The organism is Vagococcus carniphilus, from assembly GCF_014397115.1.
Lineage (GTDB): Bacteria > Bacillota > Bacilli > Lactobacillales > Vagococcaceae > Vagococcus > Vagococcus carniphilus.
Genome location: NZ_CP060720.1, coordinates 1,556,651 through 1,581,179 on the forward strand (window position 1 = coordinate 1,556,651; position 24,529 = coordinate 1,581,179).

Genomic DNA, 24,529 nt, shown 5'->3' on the forward strand with positions numbered 1-24,529 from the left:
AGTAAACCATGAATAGTTCTCTATCTATCAGCAGAAGTGGTTTAAAAGGATTGCAAACACATTTAGATATCACTTCAAATAATATTGCTAATGTAAATACAATCGGTTTTAAGCAAAAAAATACTAATTTTTATGAGTTACTAAGAAATGATGTAGCTGGACAAAATGGTCCATTACCAAATGGTGTATCACGAGGAATGAAAGCAACTCAAGGTCAATTTAATATGACTCAAGGAAGCTTTATTGCAGGTAGTAATCCATTTGATTTAGCAATTTCTGGAGAAGGAATGTTTGGTATTAGATTGCCAGATAATCAATTAGCTTATACAAGAGATGGCAGTTTTGCATTTGATCAAAATGGTGTTTTAAGAAATGCATCTGGCAATCGTGTGGAAATGACTCTGAATGTTCCAAAGAATAATTGGCCAAAGGGAGAGCCTTATGTGCGTGAAGATGGTCAAGTAAGGATTGGTAATGTTTTAGTTGGAGAGATTCCTGTTTTTGATGATGCCAATAGTTCTCAATTAATTGAAGTAGGAGAAAATCAATGGGTCTTGCCTCAAGGTCAAGCAGCTGCTAAACTAGCTAACCCTGTGATTAAACAACATTTTTTAGAAGGTTCTAATGTAGAATTAGCAGAATCAATGTCAGATATGATTGTCACTCAAAGAGCTTATTCTATGAATGCTAAAGTTTTACAAGCAACAGATGAAATGATGCAACGAATTAACGAATACAAACAATAGAAGGATGCGAATAAAATGATCAGGTTAGCTAATGTTTATAAGAAATATACTGAAGATAATACTGCTTTGGAAAATATTTCATTAAAAGTTGATCAAGGTGAATTTCTTTATTTAGTAGGTCCAAGTGGAGCAGGTAAATCAACGCTCATAAAACTTTTGACCTGTGAGGAACGCTTGACAAGAGGTTTTTTAAAGATAGGTAACGTTGATTTACTGAAGCTACCTGATCAACATGTTCCTGAACTTAGGAGGCAACTGGGAGTTGTACCTCAAGATATATTTTTATTAGACCATCTAACAGTTTATAAAAATTTAGCTTATACGCTTCAAGCGATTGAAGTTGAAAGAAAAAAAATTAAAGAAAAAGTATTAGCAGCTTTAGAAAAAGTTGGCATGCTCCAATTTAAAAATGCTTATCCAAATCAACTATCGATTGGCCAACAACAAAAAATTGTTATTGCAAGAGCGATTGTCAATGATCCTAAAATTATACTAGCAGATGAACCAACAGGAAATATGGATAACAAGTCTGCTATAGAAATCATGAAGATTTTATACAAATTAAACCAGAGTGGTACGACAATCTTAATGGCAACACATAATTCGACAATTGTTAATACATTACGATACCGAGTTTTAGAAATAAACCATGGTAGAATCATCCGTGATCAGGCTGAAGGATCTTATGGATTAGCAACTGATTACAGAGATGTGTTTGTTATTTAATTTTATAGTATTTGTTATTTTATTTTAAAATACCCTCTTAAATAAAATGATTTTTTTCCGATAGAACTATTGGAAGAATAATTTAAGAAAGGGTGTTTTTAATGAAAAAGAAAGGTGCAAATAAAAAGAAATCTCTTGGACCTTTGATTATCAGCTTTATTATTGGAATTGGTTTGATTCCAGTCATCATTGTGTTATTTCTAAATATTAATGTTATGACAACTTTGATTGACAATCGTATTGCTTTAGAGGAAAAAAATGGCACTAGGCGAATTGCTGATCGAATCGAAGCAACTCGTTTGGGTGTTGAAAGTGCTCTCAAAGCTTTAGCAGATGAACCAGAAATTAAACTGATGAAAGATGCATATGATAGTAGAGAGATAGCAAGACGTTCTTTGCGACTTGTTAATGATTCAGATGAAAGTTTTGAACAGATTTATTATGCACCAATTGGAAAGACTATTGTTTCTTCTAAAGGAAGAGACGCTAAATTTAATGAATATGAAAAAAGACCATGGTATGTTAATGCATTAGAAAATCCAAATAAACTTGTTTGGTCTGATCCAGATCCAGATATTAAAACAGGTAAAGTAACAATGACTGTTTCAACTGTCATTACGAGTGAGAATCGTCCAGCAGGTGTTCTAGCTGTTGATATCAATTTATCTCAAATAGCTCAAGTAGTTAGGGATAGCAAAATTGGTGATACTGGCTACATGATGTTAACAACAAAAGATGGTGTTGTTTTAGGATCTGGTATTAAAGCTAATGAAGGTAAAGATATTTCAGATACAGATTTCTTTAAAAACAAAGCTTCAACAGAAGGTGTTATAAAAAACATTGATGAAACAGCCTATTCTATGACGACTAAAAATGGTTTAGTATTATTTTCAGGTGTTGAAAAAAATGAACTTGCTAAAGAGCGTAACAGTTTATTTAAAGTATCTGGTTTAGTTATTTTGATTTGGGGAGTATTAGCTTTAGTATTAGCTCTTGTGATTACCAAAACAATTATCAATGCAGCTAAACTGTTAGTTAAATCCTTTAAAAAAGCTTCTGAAGGTGATTTAACTTCCAAAATCACTAACATTAGAAATATTGATGATAAGAAAACCAGAAAATTTGTTGTTCTTGATAAGGTTCTTGGTGACGGAACCATTAAAGAAGATGGCAATGAAGTCGATCAAATTGCCACAGCATTTAATGATATGTTAACTGGTTTTGCTAATTTAGTTGAAGGAATTCAGCTAGAGAGTAATGAAATTTCTGAAATGGCAGCTTCATTATCTGATATTTCAAAACAAACAACCTCTTCCACAGAAGAAGTATCAGAAACGATTACAGGAATTGCTCAAGCAACAAGTTCACAAGCGGTTGATGCTGAAAAAACAGTAGATGAAATGAATCAATTAGCTTCTGTTATTGATTCAATCCATAAATCAGCTCTAGACATGAATGATAATACGGATCAAGCAGCAGTTGTTAATAAAGAAAATTCTGAATTAATGGTCAAGGTATCAGATAACTGGGAAATTGAGCGAACCAAATTAGGTGAGTTAGTTATTAGTATGGGTAGTATGAATAATGATATTCAAAATATTAATAAAATAATCCAAGTAATTACAGATATTTCTTCTCAGACTAATTTGTTAGCACTTAACGCTTCAATTGAAGCAGCTCGTGCAGGTGAAGCTGGAAAAGGATTTGCTGTTGTAGCTGAAGAAGTTAGAAAATTAGCTGAACAGAGTTCTAAATCAACTAAAGATATTGAAAAGATTGTCTTAGAAATTCAACAAAAATCAGATGACATGGTTTCACAAGTGAAGAATTCTTATGATGGCGGCGTTAAACAAACGGAAGTTATTAACCTAGCAATTACTTCTGCTGAGGAAGTAACGAATCAGTTTGAAATCTTAGCTGGACGTATCAGATCAATTGATGCCCTAAGTAAACGTGTTAAAGGCCAAAAAGATTCAGTTCTATTGTCCGTTGAAAATATCTCTGCTTCGACTGAAGAAAATTCTGCAGGGACAGAAGAGGTATCTGCAAATGCAGAAGAGATACTAGCAACAATGGAAGAATTCACAAATAATATCGGGTCGTTAGAACAAATTGCAGAAATTTTAGAGATTCAGGCGAACGGATTTATTATTAAAAAATAAGTACTAGAATCATTCAATTAAGCAGACGATAAGGAATTGAATTTGAAACAATTCTTTCCTTAATCGTATGCTATATTTCCATAACTTAAAAAAATAATTCAATTAGACTATTAACTCTTCATCCAAAACTGACGATAATCTATTGGAATTATTATTTTAAAGGAGATGTTTGGATGAAGAAGGAAAGAAACAAGTCTATCGGCCCTTATATCATTGGATTTATAGTGGCAATTGGGCTTTTACCTGTTTTAGTTGTCTTATTTTTAAATATGAGGTTGATGATTAATACCATTGATAACCGCATTAGCGTGGAGTCAAAAAATAGTATTAGTCGTGTGCAAAATCGTATTGAAGGTATTCAAGACACAGCTGAAAAAGCAACAGATGAAATTAGTAAGAATGAATTATTAAGACAGCCCGTTGATACACCAGAAGAACGCCTTGCTGTTGAAGGATTATTAAAAATGATTCGTAATACAGATGCGACATTTGGTGATATTTACTTTGCTCCAAAAGGGCATGCAATTGTTTCAAGTATTGGAGTTAATACTGAAGTTGCTAAATATAGTAACCGTGATTGGTATACAAAAGCTTTGGAAGATCCTAAAGTCGTTCATTTGTCAAAACCGACTGCTGATATTAATACAGGGGAAATTATTATGACCCTTTCTAAAGCAGTTTTATCAAACAACGAATTTATGGGTGTTCTTGCGATCGATATTAATATGGAAGAAATCTCAAAAATAATTAACAATACTAAAATTGGTCGTTCTGGAAGAATGATCTTGTTAACTCAAGATGGTGATATTTTAGGTTCAGGTGATCCAAAAGAAAGAAATACAAATGCTAAAGATCAACCTTTTTTCCAACAAATTACGAAGAAAAAAGGAGATATTAAAACTAAGACAGGCCATTCTCATTACATTCAAACAGAAGATGGTTTGATTATTGTTGCTGGTATCATTAATAAAGAGTTCCAAGTCGAAAAAGAAGCAATGATGAAAATTTCAGCTATTGTAACTGTGACATGGGGACTTCTTGCTATTGTAATTGCACTATTTATTACAAAACAAATTATTAAAGTAGCAAAAGTTTTAGTAAATTCTTTTGAAAAAGCAAGTAAAGGTGATTTGAGAGCCAAAGTTACTAACCTTAGAGGTGTTGAATATGCTGAGGGCGCTGAGAAGAGCCAATCGAAACTTCATAACCTATTTGGAACTGGTGAAGTAAAAGAGCATGGAACAGAGATTAATCAAATTGTGGTTGCCTTTAATAACATGTTAGATGGCTTTGCTAAACTCGTTAAAAATATTCAAGGTGAGAGTAATCAAATTGCTGATATGAGTATTTCATTATCGGATATTTCAAAACAAACAAATTCTGCAACAGAAGAAGTATCAGAAACAATCACTGGTATTGCTCAAGCAACAAGTTCTCAAGCCATTGATGCAGAAAAAACAGTGACTCAAATGAACGAGTTAGGTTCAACGATCGAAGTGATTAATCAATCTGCTGTTAATATGAATGAAAAAGCATTAGAGGCAAATGATGATAACCGAAATAATTCATCGTTAATGCATCATGTTCATGAAAATTGGGAATTAGAAAGAAATAAATTGAAAGCTTTAGTTGATGATATGGGAGTGATGAATGGGGATATCCAAAATATCAATAAAATCATTCAAGTTATCACAGATATCTCAACACAAACGAATCTTTTAGCATTAAACGCTTCAATTGAGGCAGCTAGAGCAGGTGAAGCTGGTAAAGGTTTTGCTGTTGTAGCTGAAGAAGTTAGAAAACTTGCTGAGCAAAGTTCAGAGTCAACTAAGGATATTGAAGCTATCATTGCTGAAATTCAATTGAAATCTAATCAAATGGTAAATCAAGTGACTGATTCTTATGAAGGTGGTATGAAACAAACAGAAGCAATTAATAATGCGATTGATTCAACCAACAAAGTAACCGGTCAATTTGAGAATATCATTCAAGAAATTCAAGCTATTGATATGTTGAGTCAAGAAGTGAAAAATCAAAAAGATTCAGTTATGTTTGCAGTTGAAAATATTTCGGCTTCGACACAAGAAAATGCAGCTGGAACTGAAGAAGTATCTGCAAATGCTGAAGAAATCTTGGCGACAATGGAAGAGTTTACAGCAAATATTCATAGTCTTGAACAAATTGCTGAAAGTCTTAAAAAACAAGCAAATAGTTTTGATATTTAATGATAGATAACCAAAAAGTTTCAACGGAAATTTTCTGTTGAAACCTTTTGTGTTAATCAATGGAGGAAACAAATGGAAAAACAAATCGTTTTTTTTAGTAAAGAACAACAGTTAAGTTTGCCAATTGAAAAAATTGAAAAGATAATCCAATGGCAACAACCTATTCCAATTCCAGAGACGTCATCTTTTGTTTTAGGTGTGATTGAACACAACAAACATGTTCTTCCTGTCATTGATTTAAATGCGAGACTGTACGGAACAGAAACAGTTCAACATAAAGAAATGAAGATTATTGTTGTTCAATGGAACGATGAATTTTTAGGCCTTTCAGTTGAATCGATTAAAGGAATAGTAGATTTTGGATCTACACAGTTTGAGTGGATGGATAACGAAGTAACAGTTGAAAAGAATTATATTGAAAAATTTATAAAGACTGAATCAGGTATTGTTATTCAACTAAACATAGATTCCTTATTTGAAGGAAATATTATGTTGGATAAATTACTTAGAGCTTTAGAAACATCACAATCTGACGAAGAACAAATAGAAGAAGATTTTACAATAAACAGTGAGCCGGTAGATGAAACATGTCAGAGCAAATAAAAGTTGGCATTTCAGATTATAAGATTACTCATGCACCAAATCAGTTATTGACTCTTGGGTTAGGTTCCTGTGTTGGGGTTGTCCTGTATGATAAAAAAAGTAAAATTGGTGGTTTGAGTCATATAATGCTACCCGACAGCCAAATGTTTAGTGGTAGAAACCAAATAAAAATTGAAAAATTTGCTGATCTTGCTATTCCTCAAATGGTCACGGAACTAAAAGAAAAAGAAGGAGTCAACCGACTTGTGGCAAAAATTGCTGGGGGAGCAAGTATGTTTAAATTAGAAAATGTTAAACATAATCAAAATATTGGTGAACGTAATATTCAAGCTGTTGAACAAGTATTAAAAGAGTTGAAAATACCGATTGTTGCTAAGCATGTGGGTGGAAATATGGGGCGCTCACTTTTTGTTGATTTAGAAACGCTAAGTGTTTCAGTAAAAATGGTCAACCGAGACATATACGAATTATAAGAAGTGAGGAAAAAAAGTGACAATACAAATTATGGTTGTTGATGATTCAGCTTTTATGAGGAAAGTTATTTCTGATCAAATTAATAAGATTCCTAACTTGTCAGTCTGTGTGACAGCAAGAAGTGGAGAAGATGCGTTACATAAACTAAATAAAGTAAAACCAGATTTAATTACGTTAGATATCGAAATGACTGGTATGAATGGTTTGGAAACACTTGAGAAAATTAAGACTGAGTTTGATATTCCTGTTATCATGTTAAGCTCCCACTCTGGTGAGGAAATGACGATTACTTGTTTAGAAAAAGGTGCTATGGATTTTGTTGAAAAACCGGCAAATTTATCTGATATCGAAGAATCGTTCACATTGGAACTGGGAAGTAAAATCAAGTCGATTGTTCCAAGTGTTGAAGTAAAACCTGTGATGAAACAAGTTAGTGATAACAAAGGGAAAGCTTTTCCAACTCAAATTAAGGCAATCGTTATTGGAGCGTCTACTGGAGGACCAAAAGCGCTAATGCAGTTAATAAAATGTATTCCTGAAAGCTTGAAAATTCCTATCTTTATTGTTCAGCATATGCCTAAAGGTTTTACGAAATCTTTTTCTAACCGTTTAAATCAAGAAGCTAGTGTGGAAGTTGTAGAAGCAACTCATGGGGAAATGATCAGACCAGGTGTTGTTTATGTCGCACCAGGCGATTATCATATGCGAATTGATGGCAGAACGATTCAGTTATCGGAAGAAGAAAAAATTCATAGTGTTAGACCTGCTGTTGACCCTTTGTTCCATTCTGCTTCAAAAGTTTATGGTAAACATTTAGTTGGTGTCATTTTAACAGGTATGGGAAGTGATGGCGCTGACGGTATGAAAGTGATTTCGGAAAATGGTGGCTTCAATATTGCTCAAAATCGAGAAACTTCTGTTGTTTATGGAATGCCAAGAAGAGCGGCTGAATTAGGTGTTGTTGATGAGGTTCTTTCATTAGATATGATAGGGACTAAAATAGATTGGATGATAAGGGTGAAACAATGAGCGAGTCATTTGAAATATTTAATAAGTGGGCAGTTAAAAATCTATCAATGGATTTAGAAGCTTATAAAGAAAAACAATTACAAAGACGAATTTTAAATATGATGTCAAATCATCCTGTTGAAGATTTAGCAAGTTATATGAAATTAATGGAGAGAAACAAAGAGGTTAGAGATGAGCTTAAAAAGTACCTGACGATAAATGTGACAGAATTTTTTAGAAATCCTGAACTTTTTGAGGCATTGAATCAACAAGTTCAAAAGAATTTATCTCCTCTGTTTGGACCATTAAAATGTTGGAGCGCAGCTTGTTCTAATGGCTCTGAACCTTATAGTTTAGCTATGATGTTCGAAGAAAAAAATGTTTCTCTTAAACAAAAAATACTAGCGACAGATATTGATCAAGATATTTTAAAACGGGCTAAAGAAGGATTTTATTTTAATAGTGAATTAAAAAATGTGTCCAAACATCAACTAACTACTTTTTTTGATAATGAAGAAAATGGTTATCGTGTGAACGATCATATCAAGAATAAAGTTAGATTTAAAGCGCATGATTTATTATTAGATAAATTTGATTCAGACTTTCATTTAATAATTTGTCGTAATGTCACGATTTACTTTAAGCCAGATGCAAGAGATAAACTCTATCAAAAATTTTATGATTCTCTTGTACCAGGTGGCATTTTTTTTACAGGTGCAACAGAAACAATCAATCAACCAGAAAAATTTGGTTTTAAGAAAATTGATTCATTTATTTATCAAAAATAAGGAAAGAAAGAGGTGTTTAAGTTGGACGAAAACGAGAAATACCGAGAGCTTTTTTTTGAAGAAACAGACGAACATTTAGAAAATCTAAACGACGGTGTCTTAGAATTAGAAAATGACCCTGAAAACATGAATACAATTGATAGTATTTTCAGATCAGCACATACTTTAAAAGGAATGGCTGCAACCATGGGTTATGAAACGATGGCTAAGTTAACACATAAAATGGAGAATATCTTTGAATTTTTTAAAAATCAGACAGTGAAAGTAGATACTGATAGTATTTCACTCATTTTTGATTGTTTAGATGAATTGTCTGAAATTGTTGAAAGTCTAAGAGATGAAACTGATTTTGACAGTAGCAAGGTGACTGAGTTAATTACTAGACTAGAAGCCGTTGGAGGAAGTGTTTCTGAAGAGCCTCTTAACCAAGTAGAGGAAGCAACTAGTGATGAGTTAGCTTTTCCAAGCACCTTATTGTCTGAAGAAGATATTCATTTAATGGATGAACTAGATAATACTGAATATACTTCTTATGGTATTAGTATCAGGCTTGATAAAGACTGTACGCTAAAAGGCCCACGTGTTTTTCTGATTATGGAAAAATTAAGTGAAGTAGGAGAAGTTACTTTTAGTTTTCCAGATACTGAGACGTTAGAACAAGGCGAATTCGAGCAAGATTTTCATGTGTTATTAGTTAGTGAAAATACTGCTGATGAGATTAAGGAAAATATTCTGACAAATAGTGATATCGAAATGGTAAATGTCATTAGTGGTGAAGCTATTTTTGAGGAAGAAGAAACAATTATTGTTGAAACAAAAGTGGAACAACAAGAAACAGATACAAAAGAAAAAAAGAAAAAAGTAACCAAGCATGAACAACAAACGATTAAAGTGGATTTAGCTAAATTAGATACTTTTATGAATTTGGTTTCAGAATTAGTTGTTTACCGAACAAGGTTAGAAAACATTTCGCAAAATGATAGCAAAAACGATATCAAAGAACCATTAACAGAAGTAGCAAGAATCACGTCTGAGTTGCAAGACTTAGTTTTAAAAATAAGAATGCAACAAGTTAGTGTTGTTATGAATCGATTCCCTCGAGTTGTTCGTGATTTAGCAAAAGATTTAAACAAAGAAATGACATTAATCATTGAAGGTGAAGACACTGAACTTGATCGAACAGTTGTTTCAGAATTAAGTGAACCATTAGTCCATTTGATTAGAAACTCTGCTGATCATGGTATTGAAGCCCCTGAGAGACGTAAAGAACTTGGGAAACCAGTTGAAGGTGAAATCAAATTAACAGCCTTTCAACAAGGTAATCGAGTCATTATTACCGTATCTGATGACGGAAAAGGATTGAATCCTGAAGTTATAAAAGAAAGTGCTGAAAGAAAAGGGATAGACACTGAAGGTTTATCTGACAAAGAAATTTTACACTTAATCTTCCATCCTGGTTTTTCTACAGCAAAAGAAATAACTAACGTTTCTGGACGCGGAGTTGGAATGGATGTCGTTCATTCTAAAATTACAAATCTTGGAGGAACCATTGATTTACATAGCAAGGTTGATGTTGGTTCAACATTCACTATTAATTTACCTTTAACACTATCGATTATTCAATCTTTAATGGTTAAAGTTTCAGGTGAAGTATTTGCTTTACCACAGGGAGCCATTGAAAAAGTTGTTGAAGTCACTAATCAAGAAATTATTCAGGTTCACTTACAAGAAGTTTATAAATACCAAGGAATGGCTATTCCAGTTATTCGATTACAAGAAGTGCTTGGACTTGAACCAGCAAAAGAATTTAATTCAAATCCTCATTTGATTATCGTCTTACTTGGTAAAAAATACTACGCTCTAATGGTGGATGAATTAATTGGACAACAAGAAATTGTGATTAAAAAATTGGGACAAGAATTAAGACATTTAAAAAAATACCTTGGTGCAACAATTCTTGGAAACGGAGATATCACATTGATTTTAGATACAAATGTCATTTGTAGTGAAGAAAGTGTGAGTTCAATATGATGAATAAATTTCAGCCTCTACAAATTGATGCTATAAAAGAAATGGTTAATATAGGTGGAGGACACGCTGCAACGAGTATTTCAGCTCTTATCAAAGAACCTGTTGATATGACAGTCCCTTTGATTGAAATTATGGAGTATGAAGAATTATATCAACAAATCATGTCAGAAGACAAAGTTGTCTATGCTGTGACTACCCAAGTCATTGGGAATGGAAGTGGTATTTTTCTGTTCGCACTTCCTGAAAAATCGGCACAAGAAATTTCTAGCATGATGTTACCAAATGGTATCGAACAAACAGAAGACTTAATGGTTTCATCTATCAAAGAATTAGCCAATATTTTAGTGAATTCTTTCTTGAATGCAATTAGTCAGCTTTTAGACGTTAGATTACTGTCTTCTGTTCCGAATTTAATGATTGATATGTTTGGCTCAATTATTAGTAGTTTATACATGGCAGTCGATCAGTATGATGATGAAGTTTTAATTATCAAAAATGAGTTTTTCTACTCTGGTAATCAAATGGATGCTTATTTATATTTCATACCAGAAGTAGGCGTATTAGAAAAATTATTTAAAGCAATAGGTGTATAGAAAGAGGGATTATAAATGGCAAAAAAAGTATTAATCGTGGATGACGCGGTATTTATGAGAATGAAATTAAAGGATATTTTAGAAAAAAATGGTTATGAAGTTGTAGATGAAGCGCAAAATGGATTAGAAGCTATTGAAAAATACAAAGCAACTCAGCCAGATTTAGTAACAATGGATATCACAATGCCAGAGATGGACGGAGTTGAAGCTTTAAAAGAAATTAAAGCGTTTGATGCTGGTGCTAAAGTATTAATGTGTAGTGCTATGGGTCAACAATCAATGGTAATGGATGCTATTCGTGCTGGTGCTGTTGATTTTATTGTGAAGCCATTTGATAGTGACCGCGTTATTAAAGCACTTGATAAAGTAATGATATAGTCTTTTAAAAAGTTAATATTGAGGAGAGAAAACGATGCAGTTAATTGTCTTTACTAAAGATAGCAAATATTATGGTATTCGCACTGAAAACGTTGGTGAAATCATCAAATCAACAAAAATTTTTCATGTTCCTCAAGCTCAACCTTGGATAGAAGGATTAATCAATTTGCGAGGAACCATTGTTACTCTTGTTAACTTTTCCAAATTTTTAAAAGAAGATGATAATGGCTTACACGAAAACATCATTGTCATTATGAATGACAACCAAAAAATCGGAATTTTAGTTGAACAAATTATTGGTGTTTTTAGCGTTGATTCAGATGAAATACAAGCACTAGATAAGAAAACAAACGATAATATAGAAGGTATCATTTCTATCCATGATAAGTTAACGAATATTATTGATGTGATGACAATATTTACTGAAAATGAGGGATCTATTTGAAACAAGTATTAACACAACAAGAAATAGATGCACTTTTAAATGCGATGAGTAATGGTGAAATTGATGAGGATACATTGATGTCTGAAGAAAAAGAGGTTGGTCAAGTTAAAGCGTATGATTTTAGAAGGCCAACTAAACTTTCAAAAGAATACATTAATACGCTATTTATGATCTTTGAAGATTTTTCAAAATATGCAGGCAATCATTTGAGCACTCAGATTAGAACCAACGTTTCGTTGAAGTTAGCTTCTATTGAACAAATTAGTTACGATGAATTTATTCATTCGATACCTAAGTTTACATTACTTGGTTTGTTTCATTCGACACCCTTAAATGGTATTCAAATGATTGAGATTAATCCTCAACTTTGTATGCTGATTGTTGAGTTATTATGTGGTGGAAGTGAAGCACAAGTTCTTAAAAATGAAGAAATTGAGAAAAAAAGCTTTACAGACATAGAGATTGCTATTTTAGAAGAAATCTTTAAAACTTTTGTGTCAGCTTTTGAAAATGCTTGGAAAGAAATAACAGATATTGAAAGTAAATTGGATAGTTTAGATACTAATCCTCAATTACTTCAAAATATGTCACCTAATGAACCAGTCGTGTTAGTGACATTTACAGCAACAATATTTAAACGAAATACATTTATAAACTTATGTGTTCCATATGTCTTTTTCGAAGGAATTATCGATAAATTAAGCTTTAGAAACTGGTTTGACTCAGATAAGAACTTTAGTACAATCGACAATGAACATTTACAAAAAAATATTGAGTCTGTTGATTTAGAATTAGAAGCCTTCTTAGGTAAAACAACAATGACTCTTTCTGATTTTTCACAATTAGAGGTTGGCGATACAATCAGTTTAGATCAAAAGATTACAGAGCCTCTAAAAATGTACATTGAAAATCAACTCTTTAGCCTCGTAAAACCAGGTAAAAAAGATGATGTCATGGCAGTTGAAATTTTAGAGTTTTCAGAAGGAGAATCGTAGAATGAGTGAAGCACTATCTCAAAAAGAAATAGATACATTGATGAATGGCTCAGAAATTCCAGCACCATTTGATCAAACAATTAGCGACATTATTGGTGAAGTTGGGAATATTTCTATGTCACAAGCGGCAACAACTTTATCTTCTATTTTAAATCGTCGTGTCATGATTACAACACCAAGAGTTAGCTACGTTAAGTTTCAACAAATACTTGATGAATTGGTTACGCCAAAAGTATCAACTGTTGTTGAATTTAAAGAAAGCTTAGAAGGAAGTAATTTATTACTTCTAAATGTTGAAGACGCTATTATTATCGCTGATTTAATGATTGGTGGCGATGGTAACACAACTAATACAGAATTCACAGAGTTAGAATTAAGCGCTGTAGGAGAAGCGATGAACCAAATGATTGGATCAGCATCTACCTCAATGGCGACGATGATGGGTAAAAAAGTAGATATTTTACCACCTGAAGTTAACTTATGGAAAGATGAAGCTGCAGTTCAGTATAAAGGAATTGATAGCGAGACAGTGGTTTGTAAAATTTCATTTGATTTATCTGTTGAAGGTGTTATCGAAAGTGAAATTATGCAAATTTACACGCAAGAAATGGTTCGTGAAATTTCTGATACAATGCTTCAAGATACAGCAGAAGTTTTGGAAGGACGTGAAATGATGGGAGAAGAGACAAGACAACAATCTGTACCAACTCAAGAAGCCACTAAAAAAGTAACGGTTCAACAACCTGAATTTGCGAATTTAGAAAACAGAAAAGTAGAATCAAATATTGATAATTTAGATTTGTTGATGGATGTCCCGCTTGATTTTAGTGTGGTACTAGGTAACAGTAGAAAATCAATTAAAGATATTTTATCATTAGGTGTTGGTTCTGTTGTAGAACTAGATAAATTAACAGACGAGCCTCTTGAAGTTTATGTTAATAGTAAGCTAATCGCAAAAGGCGAAGTAGTCGTAATTAATGAAAACTTTGGTATTAGAATTACAAATATCTTATCTCAAAAACAAAGACTAAATAATTTACATTAAACTAGTTGAATAAGTCAATTTAGACTTATTCAAGTAGTTTTTATTGATTATTAGATTATTTTCATTATAAAATAAAACAAATTACAAAAAAATCAAAAGTAAGCTGACATTAAGCCTTTTTGCTATTAATCGATTTAATTTTTTGCCGATAATTATTATGTATAAGTAGATGACTGGTCGCTAATATCTATACAAGGAGAGTATTTTTATGAAGATAAATAATCAATATACATCGTATTTCGACTCTTATCATTCTCAAATAGGGCATGATAATGTTGAAAAAGAGACAAGTCCAACAATGAAAAAAGAAACAGTTGAAGTTGACTTATCTAAAACAAGCAAAAAATTACGATTTAATAATCAATTAGAAGATACTGAAAAAACAAACAGAATCGCAGAAATTAAGCAAGCGATTAAAGATGGAACATATAAAGTATCTGCTGAAGAAATTGCTGATAAAATGTCAGATACACTAAAAGGACAAAAAGAGTCGTATGGAGACAAATAAACATTTAACAAGTTATTTAAAGCAGTTATTAAGATTGCTTAAAAAAGAAAAAAAAGCTTTAGTAAAAAATGATGGCGTTCAAATCGAAAAAATAGTAAAGCAAAAAGAACAATTGGTAGAACCACTAAATTCATTTAAAGGTGTACCATCAGCTGAAGAGAAAAAGCTGATTGCAGAAATAAAACAAGTTCAAAATGATAATTTATTACTAACGAAACAGGCGATTGCTTTTAATGATCGTTTTCTTTCAGCAGTTGGTACGGGTATGAAGAAAGCCAACTCAACGTATTCAAGTAGTGGTAGATTAGCTTCTCAGGAAGATCTTGGCTTTATTAATCATTCGATGTAAATAATTTCTTCTTAAGAGGCCCGTCATCGAAAACATACATTTGAAATAAAGAGAGGAGGCACTAACTTATGGTAGGATTATTTGGTACTTTAGGTACTGCTAATAAAGGTCTAAACGTTCAGCAAAAAGCACTTGAAACATCTGGTCACAATATCGCAAATGCCAATACAGCGGGTTACTCACGTCAGAGAGTTAACATGGCAGCTGATAATCCATATAATTTAATTGGAGTTGGTCAAGTTGGTACAGGGGTAAAGATTTCTTCTATTACAAGAGTAGTAGACGATTTCGTGATTGGAAATATGAGACAAGAAACATCTTCTTATCATCAATATGAGCAAAAGTCTGATATCTTAGGTCAATTAGAAGTTATTTTTAATGAAACACCTCTACATAAAGGTTTATCGAATAATTTATCGACTTACTTTGATTCTTGGTCAAAATTAGGTTCAAATCCAGAGATGGATAACGCTAAAACAATTGTGTTAGAAAACGGAAATATTTTGACAGATGCAATTAATCATATGGCAAAACAAATTGATGAACTTTCACAAAACACACTTTCTATTTTAGAAAAAAGTGCACTTGATTTTAACGGGAAATTAGAGCAATTAGATGTAATTAACCGACAAATCTATAAAGTGTCCAATGATGGAAGCATACCAAATGATTTGCTCGATCAACGAGATATTATTTTAGAAGAGCTTGCCACATTTACTAAATTAGAAACGTCTTTTGACCAGTACGGACGTGTTTCGATTAAAGTCGATAAACAAGATGTGTTAACACACAATGAGTTGAAGAAAATTAGTGTCGTTGTTGGTAAAGATGATAAAGGAAATTCTTTAGTTTCAGAAGGTGGGGACTCACTAAAACCTCGTGCTACAACTACTGACAAATATGAAATTGGACAGATCTTAATTTCAGATTCCAAAGCAGCAACTCCTGAATTCAAACCACTTGAAATGGCTAGCGGTGTTTCAAAAGGATTACAAGAATCTTTAGTTGAAATCGATAGTCGTATGACAGAGTTAAATAATTTTGTGTTTAATCTGGCATCAGCTGTTAATAAAATCCACTCAGATGCAGGTGATAGTATTGATTTCTTTACAATTGGGACAGATGGAAATCATGCTCTTAATATCAAAGTTAACGAAGCTATAAAAAAAGATCCTTCCTTGATTAATACAGGGGAAGATTTAAAAGGACATGAAGTGGGGGATGGCTCAAGAGCTACTGCTATTTCAAAACTAAAAGATACAAGATTGAAATACCCAACTGATTTTAGTACGTATGATAAAAAGAGTATGTCTTTTGCAGATGAAGAAGGCGGATTAACTTTCCTAGGTTCATTTGTTGATATTGTGACTAAAAATGGTATTTCAAAACAACAAGCTGATAATAAAGTAACTTCTCAAGAATACTTACTCAGTCAATTACAACAAAGAAGAGATTCAATCTCTGGTGTGAACGTTAACGAGGAAGTAACAGATGTTATTAGATTCCAGAGAGCTTTCCAAGCAAATTCAAAAGTTATTTCTGTGGTTTCAGAAATGTTAGATACTTTAATAAATCGAACGGGAGTGTAACTAAATGCGCGTATCAAATTCGACAATCTATACTGAGTTTAACCGTAATATGGCTACTAACTTAGATCGTTTGAGAAAATATCAAGATCAATTAAATTCTTTTGCTGAATATAGTAAGTCATCAGATAATCCTTTAGTTTTCGCTAAAATTATCAATATGAATGACTCTATTCAACAAAATGAGTATTTTAACTCAACTATTTCAGATTCAATGGCTTGGGGTAAAACACAAGATTCTGCTCTTGAGAGTGCAACTGATTCACTACATCGAATTCGTCAGCTTATAGAATCAAGTGCAACAGGAACTCAAGGCCAAGCAGAATTGCAAGCCAATAAAAAAGAAGTCATTTCTGAAGTAGAAGGAATTGTGGATTCTTTAAATACTAACTTTGATGGCCGTTATATCTTTGGTGGAAAAAATACAAAGACACCTCCTTTTGAAATTGTAAAAGATGATAAGGGAGATATTATCGAAGTTAAGTACAACGGAACAAAAGATGTTAAAAATGGAGATGGCACAGTTACTCCTAAAGACGGTAATTTGCCAAGAGTAATCGCTAAAGGCGTAACAGTTGATTTAATCAGTGATGGTAGATTATTTATGAAAGAAGAAGGAACAGAAGCTGACCCAGAAAATTTGAGCACATTCTTTACTGACATCATTCAAGCTATGAATAGTGATGATAAAGAAAAATTATCTGGAGAATTATTATCCAAAGTTGATGTTCATACAGAAAACTTTGTTAATGTCCGTTCAAGAATTGGAACAGTTACAAACCGATTTGAAGCAGCTAAAGACAGAAACGAAAATGAAACAATTAATTTGAAAGAAGTTCTTTCTGAAAAGCAAGATGTTGATGTGGTTCAGAAGTATATGGAATTTGCTAATCAAATGGTTGCTTATCAAGCGTCTCTTTCAATGGGAACTAAAATTATGCAAACAAGCATTCTAGATTTTGTATAAAAAAACTTCACGATATTCTCGTGAAGTTTTTTTATATATGCTCAGGTAATTTGGATAGTTCGATAACAGATTCAGGTAACCAACCTTCATTTTTTATCCATTTTAAACTAACTTTATAAAACTGATTTGTTTCTTTATTAGATAAGTAACCGTAAATACTTGTTGTGTCATAACTATCTAGCCACCACTCTTCAATTTGTTTAGTGTCTAGATTAAGGGCTGTAGAAAAAGCTGTTTGCATTTCCTGACGATCGATGCTGTCTTCACCAAAATTGGTATGATGAGGCTCTTTCTGTTTTGTTGACGTAGGCTTCCAATCATTCATTTTAAAAGAATTAATTGCGTTAGGTTCTTTTGTTTCAATCTCTATTTTTTTAGAACTTTCTTCTTTTAAATTAGGTTTCGACACCTTTTTTTGTTCTTTTTTTTGTGAAGACTCAAGTGTTATTTTGGGTCCTCCAATTTCTAACTGTTTCGATTTATCTTTTTCATGAGTCATTACTTTAAAAAAAATTAAAAAACATACAATAAAAAATAAACCAGCAGCTTTTTTAGGATTATTTTTAAAATATCTCGTCATTTTTTCAAAAAAATTAATAGGTCATTTCTCCTTTTTTAAGATGTTTTCTAGTTGATTTTATCATATTTTGAGAAGTAAAACTATTAATTAAAAATAATTATAAAAAAGTTTAAAAAAGGATTTAACAAGATGGGAATCGGACCGATATATATAACAGAGGGCGACCTCAACAAAACATATTTATTTCAGGAGGAAACAAAAAATGAGAATTAACACAAACGTATCTGCGTTAAACACATATTCACGTTTAACATCAGCTAATGCTTCAAAAAGCAATTCATTAGCAAAATTATCTTCAGGATTCCGTATCAACCGTGCAGGTGATGACGCTGCAGGTCTTGCTATCTCTGAAAAAATGAAAGGCCAAATCAGTGGATTAAAACAAGCTGTACGTAACGCTCAAGATGGAATTTCTTTAATCCAAACAGCTGAAGGTGCTTTAAACGAAACTCACGAAATTATCAACCGTATGCGTGACTTAGCTTCTCAAGGAGCTACTGGTACTTTAGGTAACCAAGACCGTGCAGAAATCAACAAAGAGTTCTCAGCGTTAAAAGAAGAAGTTACTCGTATTGCAAATACAACTAACTTTAACCAAAAAACTCTACTAGATGGATCATTTGATTCAGCAGCTAAAACAACAACTAAAGTTGAAACAGATGGAGAAGACTTGATTTCTTCAGTTAAATTTTCAGATAACAAAGATCTTTCAGCTGGTAATTTAGATATTAAAGCTAAAAAAGAAGCTGATGGAGATATTGCCTTTACAGTAGATGGACATACTGTTGAAGCAGGTGCTGATGCTAAAACTTTTAACATCAAAAAAGATGATAAAGTAGTTGGTACAATCACAGTTAAAGATAAAGCTTTAGTTGCTGCAACAGAAGTTGATGCTAAAGTTGCAACAGCAACTACTGTAGCTGCAAAAGAAGATTCTAAATTAAGCTTCCACGTTGGAGCAAACTCTGGTGAAAAAATCAGTGTGAGCATTGGAAAAATGGATTCTGCAACATTAGGTCTAGATGCATTAAACTTATCAGATGCTAAAAGTGCTGATGAAGCAATCAACAAATTAGACGAAGCTAAAGCAACAGTTTCTAGCGCTCGTTCTGACTTAGGTGCTGTACAAAACCGCCTAACTCACACAATCAATAACTTATCTACAACTCAAGAAAACTTAACTGAAGCTAACTCTCGTATTAGAGACGTAGACATGGCTGAAGAAATGATGTCATTCACTAAGAGCAACATCTTAGCTCAAGCAGCTACTTCAATGTTAGCTCAAGCAAACGCAATGCCACAAAGCGTTCTTTCATTATTACAAGGTTAATAACTTCATTAAAAGCCGACTTTCTTGGTCGGCTTTTATTTGGTAATATAATAAATTCTTTATTTAGATTAAGGAGTGTTGGGGTTGGATATCAACAATCATAGTGTTCTTCATCGAATAATTAATGAGACTGAGCCAGTAAAAAAGGTAGAAAAAGTAGCAGATGTAACGGTGAAAGAGAAAAAGATAATTGATCCTGAGGGAAATGAATACACACCAGGAACGTTATCTAACTATAGCCAAGAACAATTGCAAAAAATGATTGATCAGTCGAATAAACATTTACTGGGCAAGGATGCTAAATTAACTTATAAAGTACATGAATCAACTAAGAAAACAATTATTACCTTAGTTGACACAAATACAGAAGAAGTGATTCGAGAGATTCCATCTGAAAAAATGTTAGATTCTATTGCAAACATTTGGGAAATGGTTGGAATTATTGTTAACAAGGAAGGATGATTTAAATGGCAAGTGTCGGAAGTGCTTCAGGAATTAGTTCTACATTAGGAACTTACTCAGGAATTACCTCTAAGGAAATTGATAAGTTAATTGAAGCGGAATCAGTTCCGTTAACAAAAATGAATTTAAGAAAAAGTAAAATGACAGAGCAACAAAACGCTTGGAAAGATGTACGCCTTCGTTTAAATAGCTTATTTACTAATCTTGAAAAATTACAAAAAAATGAAACATTCAATACTAAAATTACGTTAAGTTCTCACCCAGAAAAAGTTAAAATAACAGCAACTGATTTAGCTGATGTGGAAGATTATAAGGTGACGGTTGAGAAATTAGCTACTTCAACAAAAATTACTTCTGGTGAAATAGCTAAATTAAAAGATAAAACCATCTATGATGAGTTAAGCGTTTCGGGGAAACTAACGTTACCGCTAAAATCAGAAAAAGAAATTAAAGTAGATACACTAGATGGAAAAACTGAAACGAAACCGCCAAAAACTCTTGATATCACAATTGATGAAAAAGATAGTTTGAAAGAAATTACAAACAAGATTAATCAAGAATCAAAACAAACAGGTATCAAAGCATCTGTGATTAATAATCGATTAATTTTAACTAGTGTTGAAACAGGAGAAAAAGATTTTGAAGTCAAAGGTGATGTTCTAAATGGTTTAGGTTTAGATAAAGCTGAAAAAGTTCCTGGTGAAGATGCTATATTTACAATTGACGGAATGAAAGTTACACGTTCTTCGAATGAAGTAAGTGATGTTATTGAAAACGTGACGATTCATTTACTTGGTGAAACAAAAGAAAATGTGAACCTTAGTTTAAAAACAGACACAGAAAAATTGACAACAGCTGTTAAAGATTTTGTTGAACAATACAATAACGTAATGGGATTCATTTCAGAAAAAACCTCTGTTGGAGATCCAAGTAAAAAAGATAACAAAGCAGGAACTTTAAACGGTGATGGCTCAATGATGAGATTACAATCAAGTTTAAGATTCTTAATGACTGGAGCGCCAGGAAATAATGATAAAACGAATATCGTTACACCGATGGAGCTTGGGATTGAAAGTAAAGATAAAACAGCAACGATTACTTTTGATGAAGAAAAATTCAAAGCAGCTCTAAAAAAAGATCCTGAAGCAGTCCAAAATTTCTTTTACAATGAAAAGAAAGAAATAAAAGAAGTGACTGGTCCAGATGGTAAGCCGACAATGGAATTTGAGAAATCAGAGTTTGGTTATACTGTTAAATTAAAAGAGTTAATGAATGAGTATTTAGATGATACGAAGGGTAAGAAAAGTGTCTTTAAATCAAAAACAGAGACTTTAGAGAGTAACATGAAAGATATTGATGAAAGAATCAAACGATTCAATGTCAAAATTGAAAAGAAAAAGGATTACTACGTTAGAACGTTTACGAAGTTGGATCAAGTAATGATGAATGCAGAAGCACAGATGGCTTATCTACAAAGTCAAATCGATTCTTTTGCGGCTAGATAATGAAGGAGTGGATGGCTTTTGTTAGAAACAACAAAATTTTCAGAGTACTTAGTACAAGAAATGTTACGGAATGTGTTAAGTTGGGACGGTACAACTGATGAAGCCTTTAAAATCTTAAATGAGAACGATGATTTAATGAAAAAATATCAAAGTTTATCAGAAAAAAATTTATCTGAAATGGAAAATTGTCGATTAGAACAATTACTTGTTAAAACAAGACGAATGACTGATTATCTTTCTAAAGAAAAAAATGAATTTTTTAATAAAATTAATCAGTTGAATCAAGCACACAAAATAAGAAATCAATACGTTTATGACTTTTCAGATTCGTATTTTATTGATAAAGACTTTTAAGTTTAAAATTAGAGGTGAACCATGACTTACAAAAAAGGAAATACAGCTTATCTTAACAATCAAGTTTTAACAGCATCACCAAAACGTTTGATTGAAATGCTTTTTGAAGCAGGTATTAAACATTTAAAAGTAGCAAGTTATCATATTGATAAAAACAATTTACAAGAATCAAATGCTCAATTAATTAAAGTTCAAGATATCATCATGGAATTGAAAATGTCTATCCATCAAATTCCAGGTAGTGATGTGTCTGATCAATTAAATGATCTATATGATTTTATGTTTAATCAGCTAATACAAGCTAATCTAAATAAAGATAAAGAAAAAGTTGAATTAGTACAGGGAATGTTGGAAGAATTATTGCAAACTTGGCAAGCACTGTGAGGATGTAGAACATGACAAAGAAAAAAAAAGTCGCAAAGAAAATTTTTATTTGGTTTACAATTTTGAGTCTTTTTTTTAGTTTGAAAAAAATAATTGCATTTGCTTCATCTAAAATGGAAACAGATGATCAAATTTCATATAAAGAACAACCAGCAAAAACAAAAAATAACTTGCTTATAGGTATGAGAACAACTCAAGAGAACACAAGTAATGTTGAATCGTACAAACTACCTGTACCTCTTATCAATCAAATGAGTGAGCCAGCTTTAAAATATGGCTGTGAAGTAACTGCTCTTAGTATGTTGCTTGGGTATTATCACTTTGATTACAGCAAGAATGACTTACAAGATAGAATTGAAAAGGTTCCTTATCAAGATGAAGTAGGTTATCTTGGTGATCCAGATGAGGGCTTTGTTGGAGATGCCACAGGTAAAAATCTGGGAACTGGTGTCAACGTAGGACCTATTGAAAAATTAGCTAGAAGTGTAGTTAATGAGAACTATACAGTCATTAATAGTACAGGTGAAGAGTTAGATCACTTGTTAGGACTAGTTAAAGAGGGTCATCCAATCTGGGTTGTTGTCACGATTGATTACTCTGTGCCAAAGTCATCTGATTTTTTAGATTGGCGTACTAAAAATGGAATCAAACAAGTCAGCTTCAAGCATCACGCTGCTGTTATTATTGGGTTTGATCAAGAAAACGTGTATCTAAATGACGCTTATGGCAAGGAAGTTAAAATTGAAAAAAGTAAATTCAATCAAATTTATCAAAACATGGGAAAACAAAGTTTATATCTTAAATAACGCATTAGATAGTCATGGACTAGCATAAGTCTTGACTATTTTTTTGTCTTTATTTTACAATGATAAGTAGATAGAGATTTAGGAAGTGGAGGTTTTTTTATGTATTGGATTTGGGTTTTAGTTGTAGGTGCCGTTATTGGTGCAATTGCAGGTGGGCTTGTAGATAAAGGAAATCCAAAAGGTTGTGTCTTTAATATCATCGCAGGACTCATTGGATCAACAGTAGGGCATAAATTGTTCGGTTCAGATTGGGGTGGTCATTTAGCTGGAATGGCACTTGTACCTTCCATTTTAGGCGCAGTTATTGTTGTGGCTGTCGTTTCTATGTTTACTAGAAAGTGAGATTGACGAATAAGTCAGTCTCTTTTTCTGTATTGAAGCCAATTATGGTAAACTAGAGATGAAAGAGGGTGTTAAAATGAGGACTACTTTTAATAAAAATAATGAAACAACTCAAATTATTTATGCGGAATCGTTTAATCGTTTGTTATTCCAACAAAATTTTTCAGAGCTAACTCATTTTCCTTGTGTGTTATTTGTAACCTCTCAACCTTTTTATGAAATGTATTATGAAAAAATGACAACCCTTTTTGAGGATCAGACTCAGTATCATTGGTTTATTTGTCCAACGCCTGAATCAATTAATCAGTTTGAATTATATCACCGTATTTTAACTTATATGGAAGAGATGAAATTACCTGAAGGCACTTTATTGCTGGGTGCAGGAGATAGTTTCATTTATCATTTATGCGGGACGTTAAAAGTAACATCTTTTTATATTTCTAACTTTTTTTATGTTCCAACAACAATGACAGGGTTCACCCATTCGTTAACAGGAGAGGCTGTTTTACTTAGTTCAAGCTTAGCCATCTATACAAAACAATTTGTTTTGCCAGAAAGAGTTGTTTACGATACAATGTTGAATGAATTGGAACCAATAGAATCTTGGACAGAAGATTTTATAACGCTTGTTAAATTAGGGCTTACCTGTAAAAAGGAGTTGCTAACTAATTTGTATCAAGCGTCTAAATCTAAAAAGCATGCTTTTTTTGCACCGTTTGTTGAAATAGTTATTGAAATTTTAGAAACAACTCATTTTTCTTCACTGACATATGGTTTACTTTTTTCAAAAAGTTTTTATCAGTTGAATGAATCTCATTATTTATCTCAAAATCAAAAGAATGATATCGGTTTTTTACTTCATACGTTGTGGGGAATCAAAGAAAATCAAATTGATTTTGAGTTTAGAAAATTTTATTTATGGTTTGAACAAATTGTTGGTCGAAAGTTACTATTACCAAATCAAATGATAACTTATGATTTAGCTAAAAGTATTTCATTAGAAGTAAACCGCCATAAGAATTTAGAGTGCTTGGTTTCTATTGGCCAATTAGAAAAAATGAATAGCCCTTCAATTGAATCATTGTATTCAGTTATTGAAGAATATCGAAATTTAAATAAGAATAGTTGAGGGAAAAA

The 24,529-nt window shown here is 32.3% G+C and carries 27 protein-coding genes; 26 read left to right on the forward strand and 1 reads right to left on the reverse strand.

The genetic code is table 11. The features are described 5' to 3' along the window. Nucleotides 1-8 precede the first annotated feature (8 nt). The 18 genes from H9L18_RS07700 to H9L18_RS07785 all read left to right on the forward strand — a co-directional run bounded on the left by H9L18_RS07700 (nt 9) and on the right by H9L18_RS07785 (nt 17,629). A complete protein-coding gene (locus tag H9L18_RS07700) occupies nt 9-746 on the forward strand; it encodes a flagellar hook-basal body protein (RefSeq protein WP_126793131.1) in 738 nt (245 codons plus the stop codon). Between the two features lie 15 nt (nt 747-761). Continuing rightward, entirely contained in the window at nt 762-1,472 is a 711-nt protein-coding gene (locus tag H9L18_RS07705; RefSeq protein ID WP_126793133.1) for a cell division ATP-binding protein FtsE, read from the forward strand. Nucleotides 1,473-1,573: 101 nt separating this feature from the next. Continuing rightward, complete coding sequence (locus H9L18_RS07710; RefSeq protein ID WP_126793135.1) at nt 1,574-3,634, forward strand: methyl-accepting chemotaxis protein; 2,061 nt, start codon at nt 1,574-1,576, stop codon at nt 3,632-3,634. Nucleotides 3,635-3,807: 173 nt separating this feature from the next. After that, nucleotides 3,808-5,859: a methyl-accepting chemotaxis protein gene (locus H9L18_RS07715; RefSeq protein WP_126793138.1), complete on the forward strand. Its 2,052-nt coding sequence runs from the start codon at nt 3,808-3,810 to the stop codon at nt 5,857-5,859. A 72-nt stretch (nt 5,860-5,931) separates the two neighbouring features. Beyond that, the gene (locus H9L18_RS07720) at nt 5,932-6,462 is read left to right on the forward strand and encodes a chemotaxis protein CheW (RefSeq protein WP_126793140.1); all 531 of its coding nucleotides are present in this window, start codon (nt 5,932-5,934) and stop codon (nt 6,460-6,462) included. Beyond that, nucleotides 6,447-6,935, forward strand: a complete 489-nt coding sequence (locus H9L18_RS07725) for a chemotaxis protein CheD (RefSeq protein ID WP_126793142.1) — start codon at nt 6,447-6,449, stop codon at nt 6,933-6,935. Before H9L18_RS07720 ends, H9L18_RS07725 begins: the two co-directional genes overlap by 16 nt. A 16-nt stretch (nt 6,936-6,951) precedes the next feature. Beyond that, the gene (locus tag H9L18_RS07730; RefSeq protein WP_246433263.1) at nt 6,952-7,965 is read left to right on the forward strand and encodes a protein-glutamate methylesterase/protein-glutamine glutaminase; all 1,014 of its coding nucleotides are present in this window, start codon (nt 6,952-6,954) and stop codon (nt 7,963-7,965) included. Further along, on the forward strand, nt 7,962-8,732 hold the full coding sequence (locus tag H9L18_RS07735) for a CheR family methyltransferase (protein WP_126793144.1): 771 nt from the start codon (nt 7,962-7,964) through the stop codon (nt 8,730-8,732). The genes H9L18_RS07730 and H9L18_RS07735 overlap by 4 nt, the downstream gene beginning before the upstream one ends. 21 nt (nt 8,733-8,753) lie before the next feature. After that, nucleotides 8,754-10,763, forward strand: a complete 2,010-nt coding sequence (locus tag H9L18_RS07740) for a chemotaxis protein CheA (RefSeq protein WP_126793146.1) — start codon at nt 8,754-8,756, stop codon at nt 10,761-10,763. Beyond that, complete coding sequence (locus tag H9L18_RS07745) at nt 10,763-11,356, forward strand: chemotaxis protein CheC (RefSeq protein WP_126793148.1); 594 nt, start codon at nt 10,763-10,765, stop codon at nt 11,354-11,356. The genes H9L18_RS07740 and H9L18_RS07745 overlap by 1 nt, the downstream gene beginning before the upstream one ends. Before the next feature lie 15 nt (nt 11,357-11,371). Next, on the forward strand, nt 11,372-11,734 hold the full coding sequence (locus H9L18_RS07750; RefSeq protein ID WP_126793150.1) for a response regulator: 363 nt from the start codon (nt 11,372-11,374) through the stop codon (nt 11,732-11,734). Nucleotides 11,735-11,768: 34 nt separating this feature from the next. Further along, nucleotides 11,769-12,179, forward strand: coding sequence for a chemotaxis protein CheW (locus H9L18_RS07755; protein ID WP_126793152.1), 411 nt, complete (start codon nt 11,769-11,771; stop codon nt 12,177-12,179). Then, a complete protein-coding gene (gene fliM, locus H9L18_RS07760; RefSeq protein ID WP_126793154.1) occupies nt 12,176-13,174 on the forward strand; it encodes a flagellar motor switch protein FliM in 999 nt (332 codons plus the stop codon). The genes H9L18_RS07755 and fliM overlap by 4 nt, the downstream gene beginning before the upstream one ends. 1 nt (nt 13,175) lies before the next feature. Further along, nucleotides 13,176-14,219, forward strand: a complete 1,044-nt coding sequence (gene fliY / locus H9L18_RS07765; RefSeq protein WP_126793156.1) for a flagellar motor switch phosphatase FliY — start codon at nt 13,176-13,178, stop codon at nt 14,217-14,219. 208 nt (nt 14,220-14,427) lie between these two features. Beyond that, nucleotides 14,428-14,727: a flagellar biosynthesis anti-sigma factor FlgM gene (flgM, locus tag H9L18_RS07770; RefSeq protein WP_126793158.1), complete on the forward strand. Its 300-nt coding sequence runs from the start codon at nt 14,428-14,430 to the stop codon at nt 14,725-14,727. Beyond that, complete coding sequence (locus H9L18_RS07775) at nt 14,714-15,076, forward strand: flagellar protein FlgN (RefSeq protein WP_126793160.1); 363 nt, start codon at nt 14,714-14,716, stop codon at nt 15,074-15,076. Before flgM ends, H9L18_RS07775 begins: the two co-directional genes overlap by 14 nt. Nucleotides 15,077-15,144: 68 nt before the next feature. Then, entirely contained in the window at nt 15,145-16,665 is a 1,521-nt protein-coding gene (gene flgK / locus H9L18_RS07780) for a flagellar hook-associated protein FlgK (RefSeq protein ID WP_126793162.1), read from the forward strand. A 4-nt stretch (nt 16,666-16,669) separates the two neighbouring features. Then, nucleotides 16,670-17,629, forward strand: coding sequence for a flagellin N-terminal helical domain-containing protein (locus H9L18_RS07785; protein ID WP_126793164.1), 960 nt, complete (start codon nt 16,670-16,672; stop codon nt 17,627-17,629). 31 nt (nt 17,630-17,660) lie between these two features. Here H9L18_RS07785 and H9L18_RS07790 read toward each other — a convergent pair whose 3' ends face one another. Next, nucleotides 17,661-18,209, reverse strand: coding sequence for a YrrS family protein (locus H9L18_RS07790; protein WP_126793165.1), 549 nt, complete (start codon nt 18,207-18,209; stop codon nt 17,661-17,663). A 202-nt stretch (nt 18,210-18,411) separates the two neighbouring features. Between H9L18_RS07790 and H9L18_RS07795 the strand changes: the two genes are divergently transcribed. The 8 genes from H9L18_RS07795 to H9L18_RS07830 all read left to right on the forward strand — a co-directional run bounded on the left by H9L18_RS07795 (nt 18,412) and on the right by H9L18_RS07830 (nt 24,521). After that, nucleotides 18,412-19,539 (forward strand): flagellin N-terminal helical domain-containing protein, encoded by a 1,128-nt coding sequence (locus tag H9L18_RS07795; protein ID WP_126793167.1) that lies wholly within the window; start codon nt 18,412-18,414, stop codon nt 19,537-19,539. Nucleotides 19,540-19,623: 84 nt separating this feature from the next. Next, nucleotides 19,624-20,001, forward strand: coding sequence for a flagellar protein FlaG (locus H9L18_RS07800; protein ID WP_126793169.1), 378 nt, complete (start codon nt 19,624-19,626; stop codon nt 19,999-20,001). A 5-nt stretch (nt 20,002-20,006) separates the two neighbouring features. Next, a complete protein-coding gene (gene fliD, locus H9L18_RS07805; protein ID WP_126793171.1) occupies nt 20,007-21,506 on the forward strand; it encodes a flagellar filament capping protein FliD in 1,500 nt (499 codons plus the stop codon). Between the two features lie 18 nt (nt 21,507-21,524). Next, on the forward strand, nt 21,525-21,860 hold the full coding sequence (locus tag H9L18_RS07810; RefSeq protein WP_126793173.1) for a hypothetical protein: 336 nt from the start codon (nt 21,525-21,527) through the stop codon (nt 21,858-21,860). Between the two features lie 21 nt (nt 21,861-21,881). After that, nucleotides 21,882-22,244 (forward strand): flagellar export chaperone FliS, encoded by a 363-nt coding sequence (gene fliS, locus H9L18_RS07815; protein WP_126793175.1) that lies wholly within the window; start codon nt 21,882-21,884, stop codon nt 22,242-22,244. A gap of 11 nt (nt 22,245-22,255) precedes the next feature. Then, on the forward strand, nt 22,256-23,050 hold the full coding sequence (locus H9L18_RS07820) for a C39 family peptidase (RefSeq protein ID WP_126793177.1): 795 nt from the start codon (nt 22,256-22,258) through the stop codon (nt 23,048-23,050). A gap of 99 nt (nt 23,051-23,149) precedes the next feature. Beyond that, a complete protein-coding gene (locus H9L18_RS07825; protein WP_126793179.1) occupies nt 23,150-23,392 on the forward strand; it encodes a GlsB/YeaQ/YmgE family stress response membrane protein in 243 nt (80 codons plus the stop codon). A 76-nt stretch (nt 23,393-23,468) separates the two neighbouring features. Next, complete coding sequence (locus H9L18_RS07830) at nt 23,469-24,521, forward strand: hypothetical protein (RefSeq protein ID WP_126793181.1); 1,053 nt, start codon at nt 23,469-23,471, stop codon at nt 24,519-24,521. Nucleotides 24,522-24,529: the final 8 nt, after the last annotated feature.

Excerpts from the sequence above, each read along its gene's own strand:
- H9L18_RS07700 (WP_126793131.1), top strand. The coding sequence starts at position 9 with ATGAATAGTTCTCTATCTATCAGCAGAAGTGGTTTAAAAGGATTGCAA.
- H9L18_RS07820 (WP_126793177.1), top strand. The coding sequence starts at position 22,256 with ATGACAAAGAAAAAAAAAGTCGCAAAGAAAATTTTTATTTGGTTTACA.
- H9L18_RS07830 (WP_126793181.1), top strand. The coding sequence starts at position 23,469 with ATGAGGACTACTTTTAATAAAAATAATGAAACAACTCAAATTATTTAT.
- H9L18_RS07735 (WP_126793144.1), top strand. The coding sequence starts at position 7,962 with ATGAGCGAGTCATTTGAAATATTTAATAAGTGGGCAGTTAAAAATCTA.
- H9L18_RS07795 (WP_126793167.1), top strand. The coding sequence starts at position 18,412 with ATGAGAATTAACACAAACGTATCTGCGTTAAACACATATTCACGTTTA.
- fliD (WP_126793171.1), top strand. The coding sequence starts at position 20,007 with ATGGCAAGTGTCGGAAGTGCTTCAGGAATTAGTTCTACATTAGGAACT.
- flgM (WP_126793158.1), top strand. The coding sequence starts at position 14,428 with ATGAAGATAAATAATCAATATACATCGTATTTCGACTCTTATCATTCT.
- H9L18_RS07745 (WP_126793148.1), top strand. The coding sequence starts at position 10,763 with ATGAATAAATTTCAGCCTCTACAAATTGATGCTATAAAAGAAATGGTT.
- fliY (WP_126793156.1), top strand. The coding sequence starts at position 13,176 with ATGAGTGAAGCACTATCTCAAAAAGAAATAGATACATTGATGAATGGC.
- H9L18_RS07750 (WP_126793150.1), top strand. The coding sequence starts at position 11,372 with ATGGCAAAAAAAGTATTAATCGTGGATGACGCGGTATTTATGAGAATG.
- H9L18_RS07755 (WP_126793152.1), top strand. The coding sequence starts at position 11,769 with ATGCAGTTAATTGTCTTTACTAAAGATAGCAAATATTATGGTATTCGC.
- H9L18_RS07705 (WP_126793133.1), top strand. The coding sequence starts at position 762 with ATGATCAGGTTAGCTAATGTTTATAAGAAATATACTGAAGATAATACT.
- H9L18_RS07720 (WP_126793140.1), top strand. The coding sequence starts at position 5,932 with ATGGAAAAACAAATCGTTTTTTTTAGTAAAGAACAACAGTTAAGTTTG.
- flgK (WP_126793162.1), top strand. The coding sequence starts at position 15,145 with ATGGTAGGATTATTTGGTACTTTAGGTACTGCTAATAAAGGTCTAAAC.
- H9L18_RS07790 (WP_126793165.1), bottom strand. The coding sequence starts at position 18,209 with ATGACGAGATATTTTAAAAATAATCCTAAAAAAGCTGCTGGTTTATTT.
- H9L18_RS07725 (WP_126793142.1), top strand. The coding sequence starts at position 6,447 with ATGTCAGAGCAAATAAAAGTTGGCATTTCAGATTATAAGATTACTCAT.
- H9L18_RS07825 (WP_126793179.1), top strand. The coding sequence starts at position 23,150 with ATGTATTGGATTTGGGTTTTAGTTGTAGGTGCCGTTATTGGTGCAATT.
- H9L18_RS07710 (WP_126793135.1), top strand. The coding sequence starts at position 1,574 with ATGAAAAAGAAAGGTGCAAATAAAAAGAAATCTCTTGGACCTTTGATT.
- fliS (WP_126793175.1), top strand. The coding sequence starts at position 21,882 with ATGACTTACAAAAAAGGAAATACAGCTTATCTTAACAATCAAGTTTTA.
- H9L18_RS07775 (WP_126793160.1), top strand. The coding sequence starts at position 14,714 with ATGGAGACAAATAAACATTTAACAAGTTATTTAAAGCAGTTATTAAGA.
- H9L18_RS07715 (WP_126793138.1), top strand. The coding sequence starts at position 3,808 with ATGAAGAAGGAAAGAAACAAGTCTATCGGCCCTTATATCATTGGATTT.
- H9L18_RS07785 (WP_126793164.1), top strand. The coding sequence starts at position 16,670 with ATGCGCGTATCAAATTCGACAATCTATACTGAGTTTAACCGTAATATG.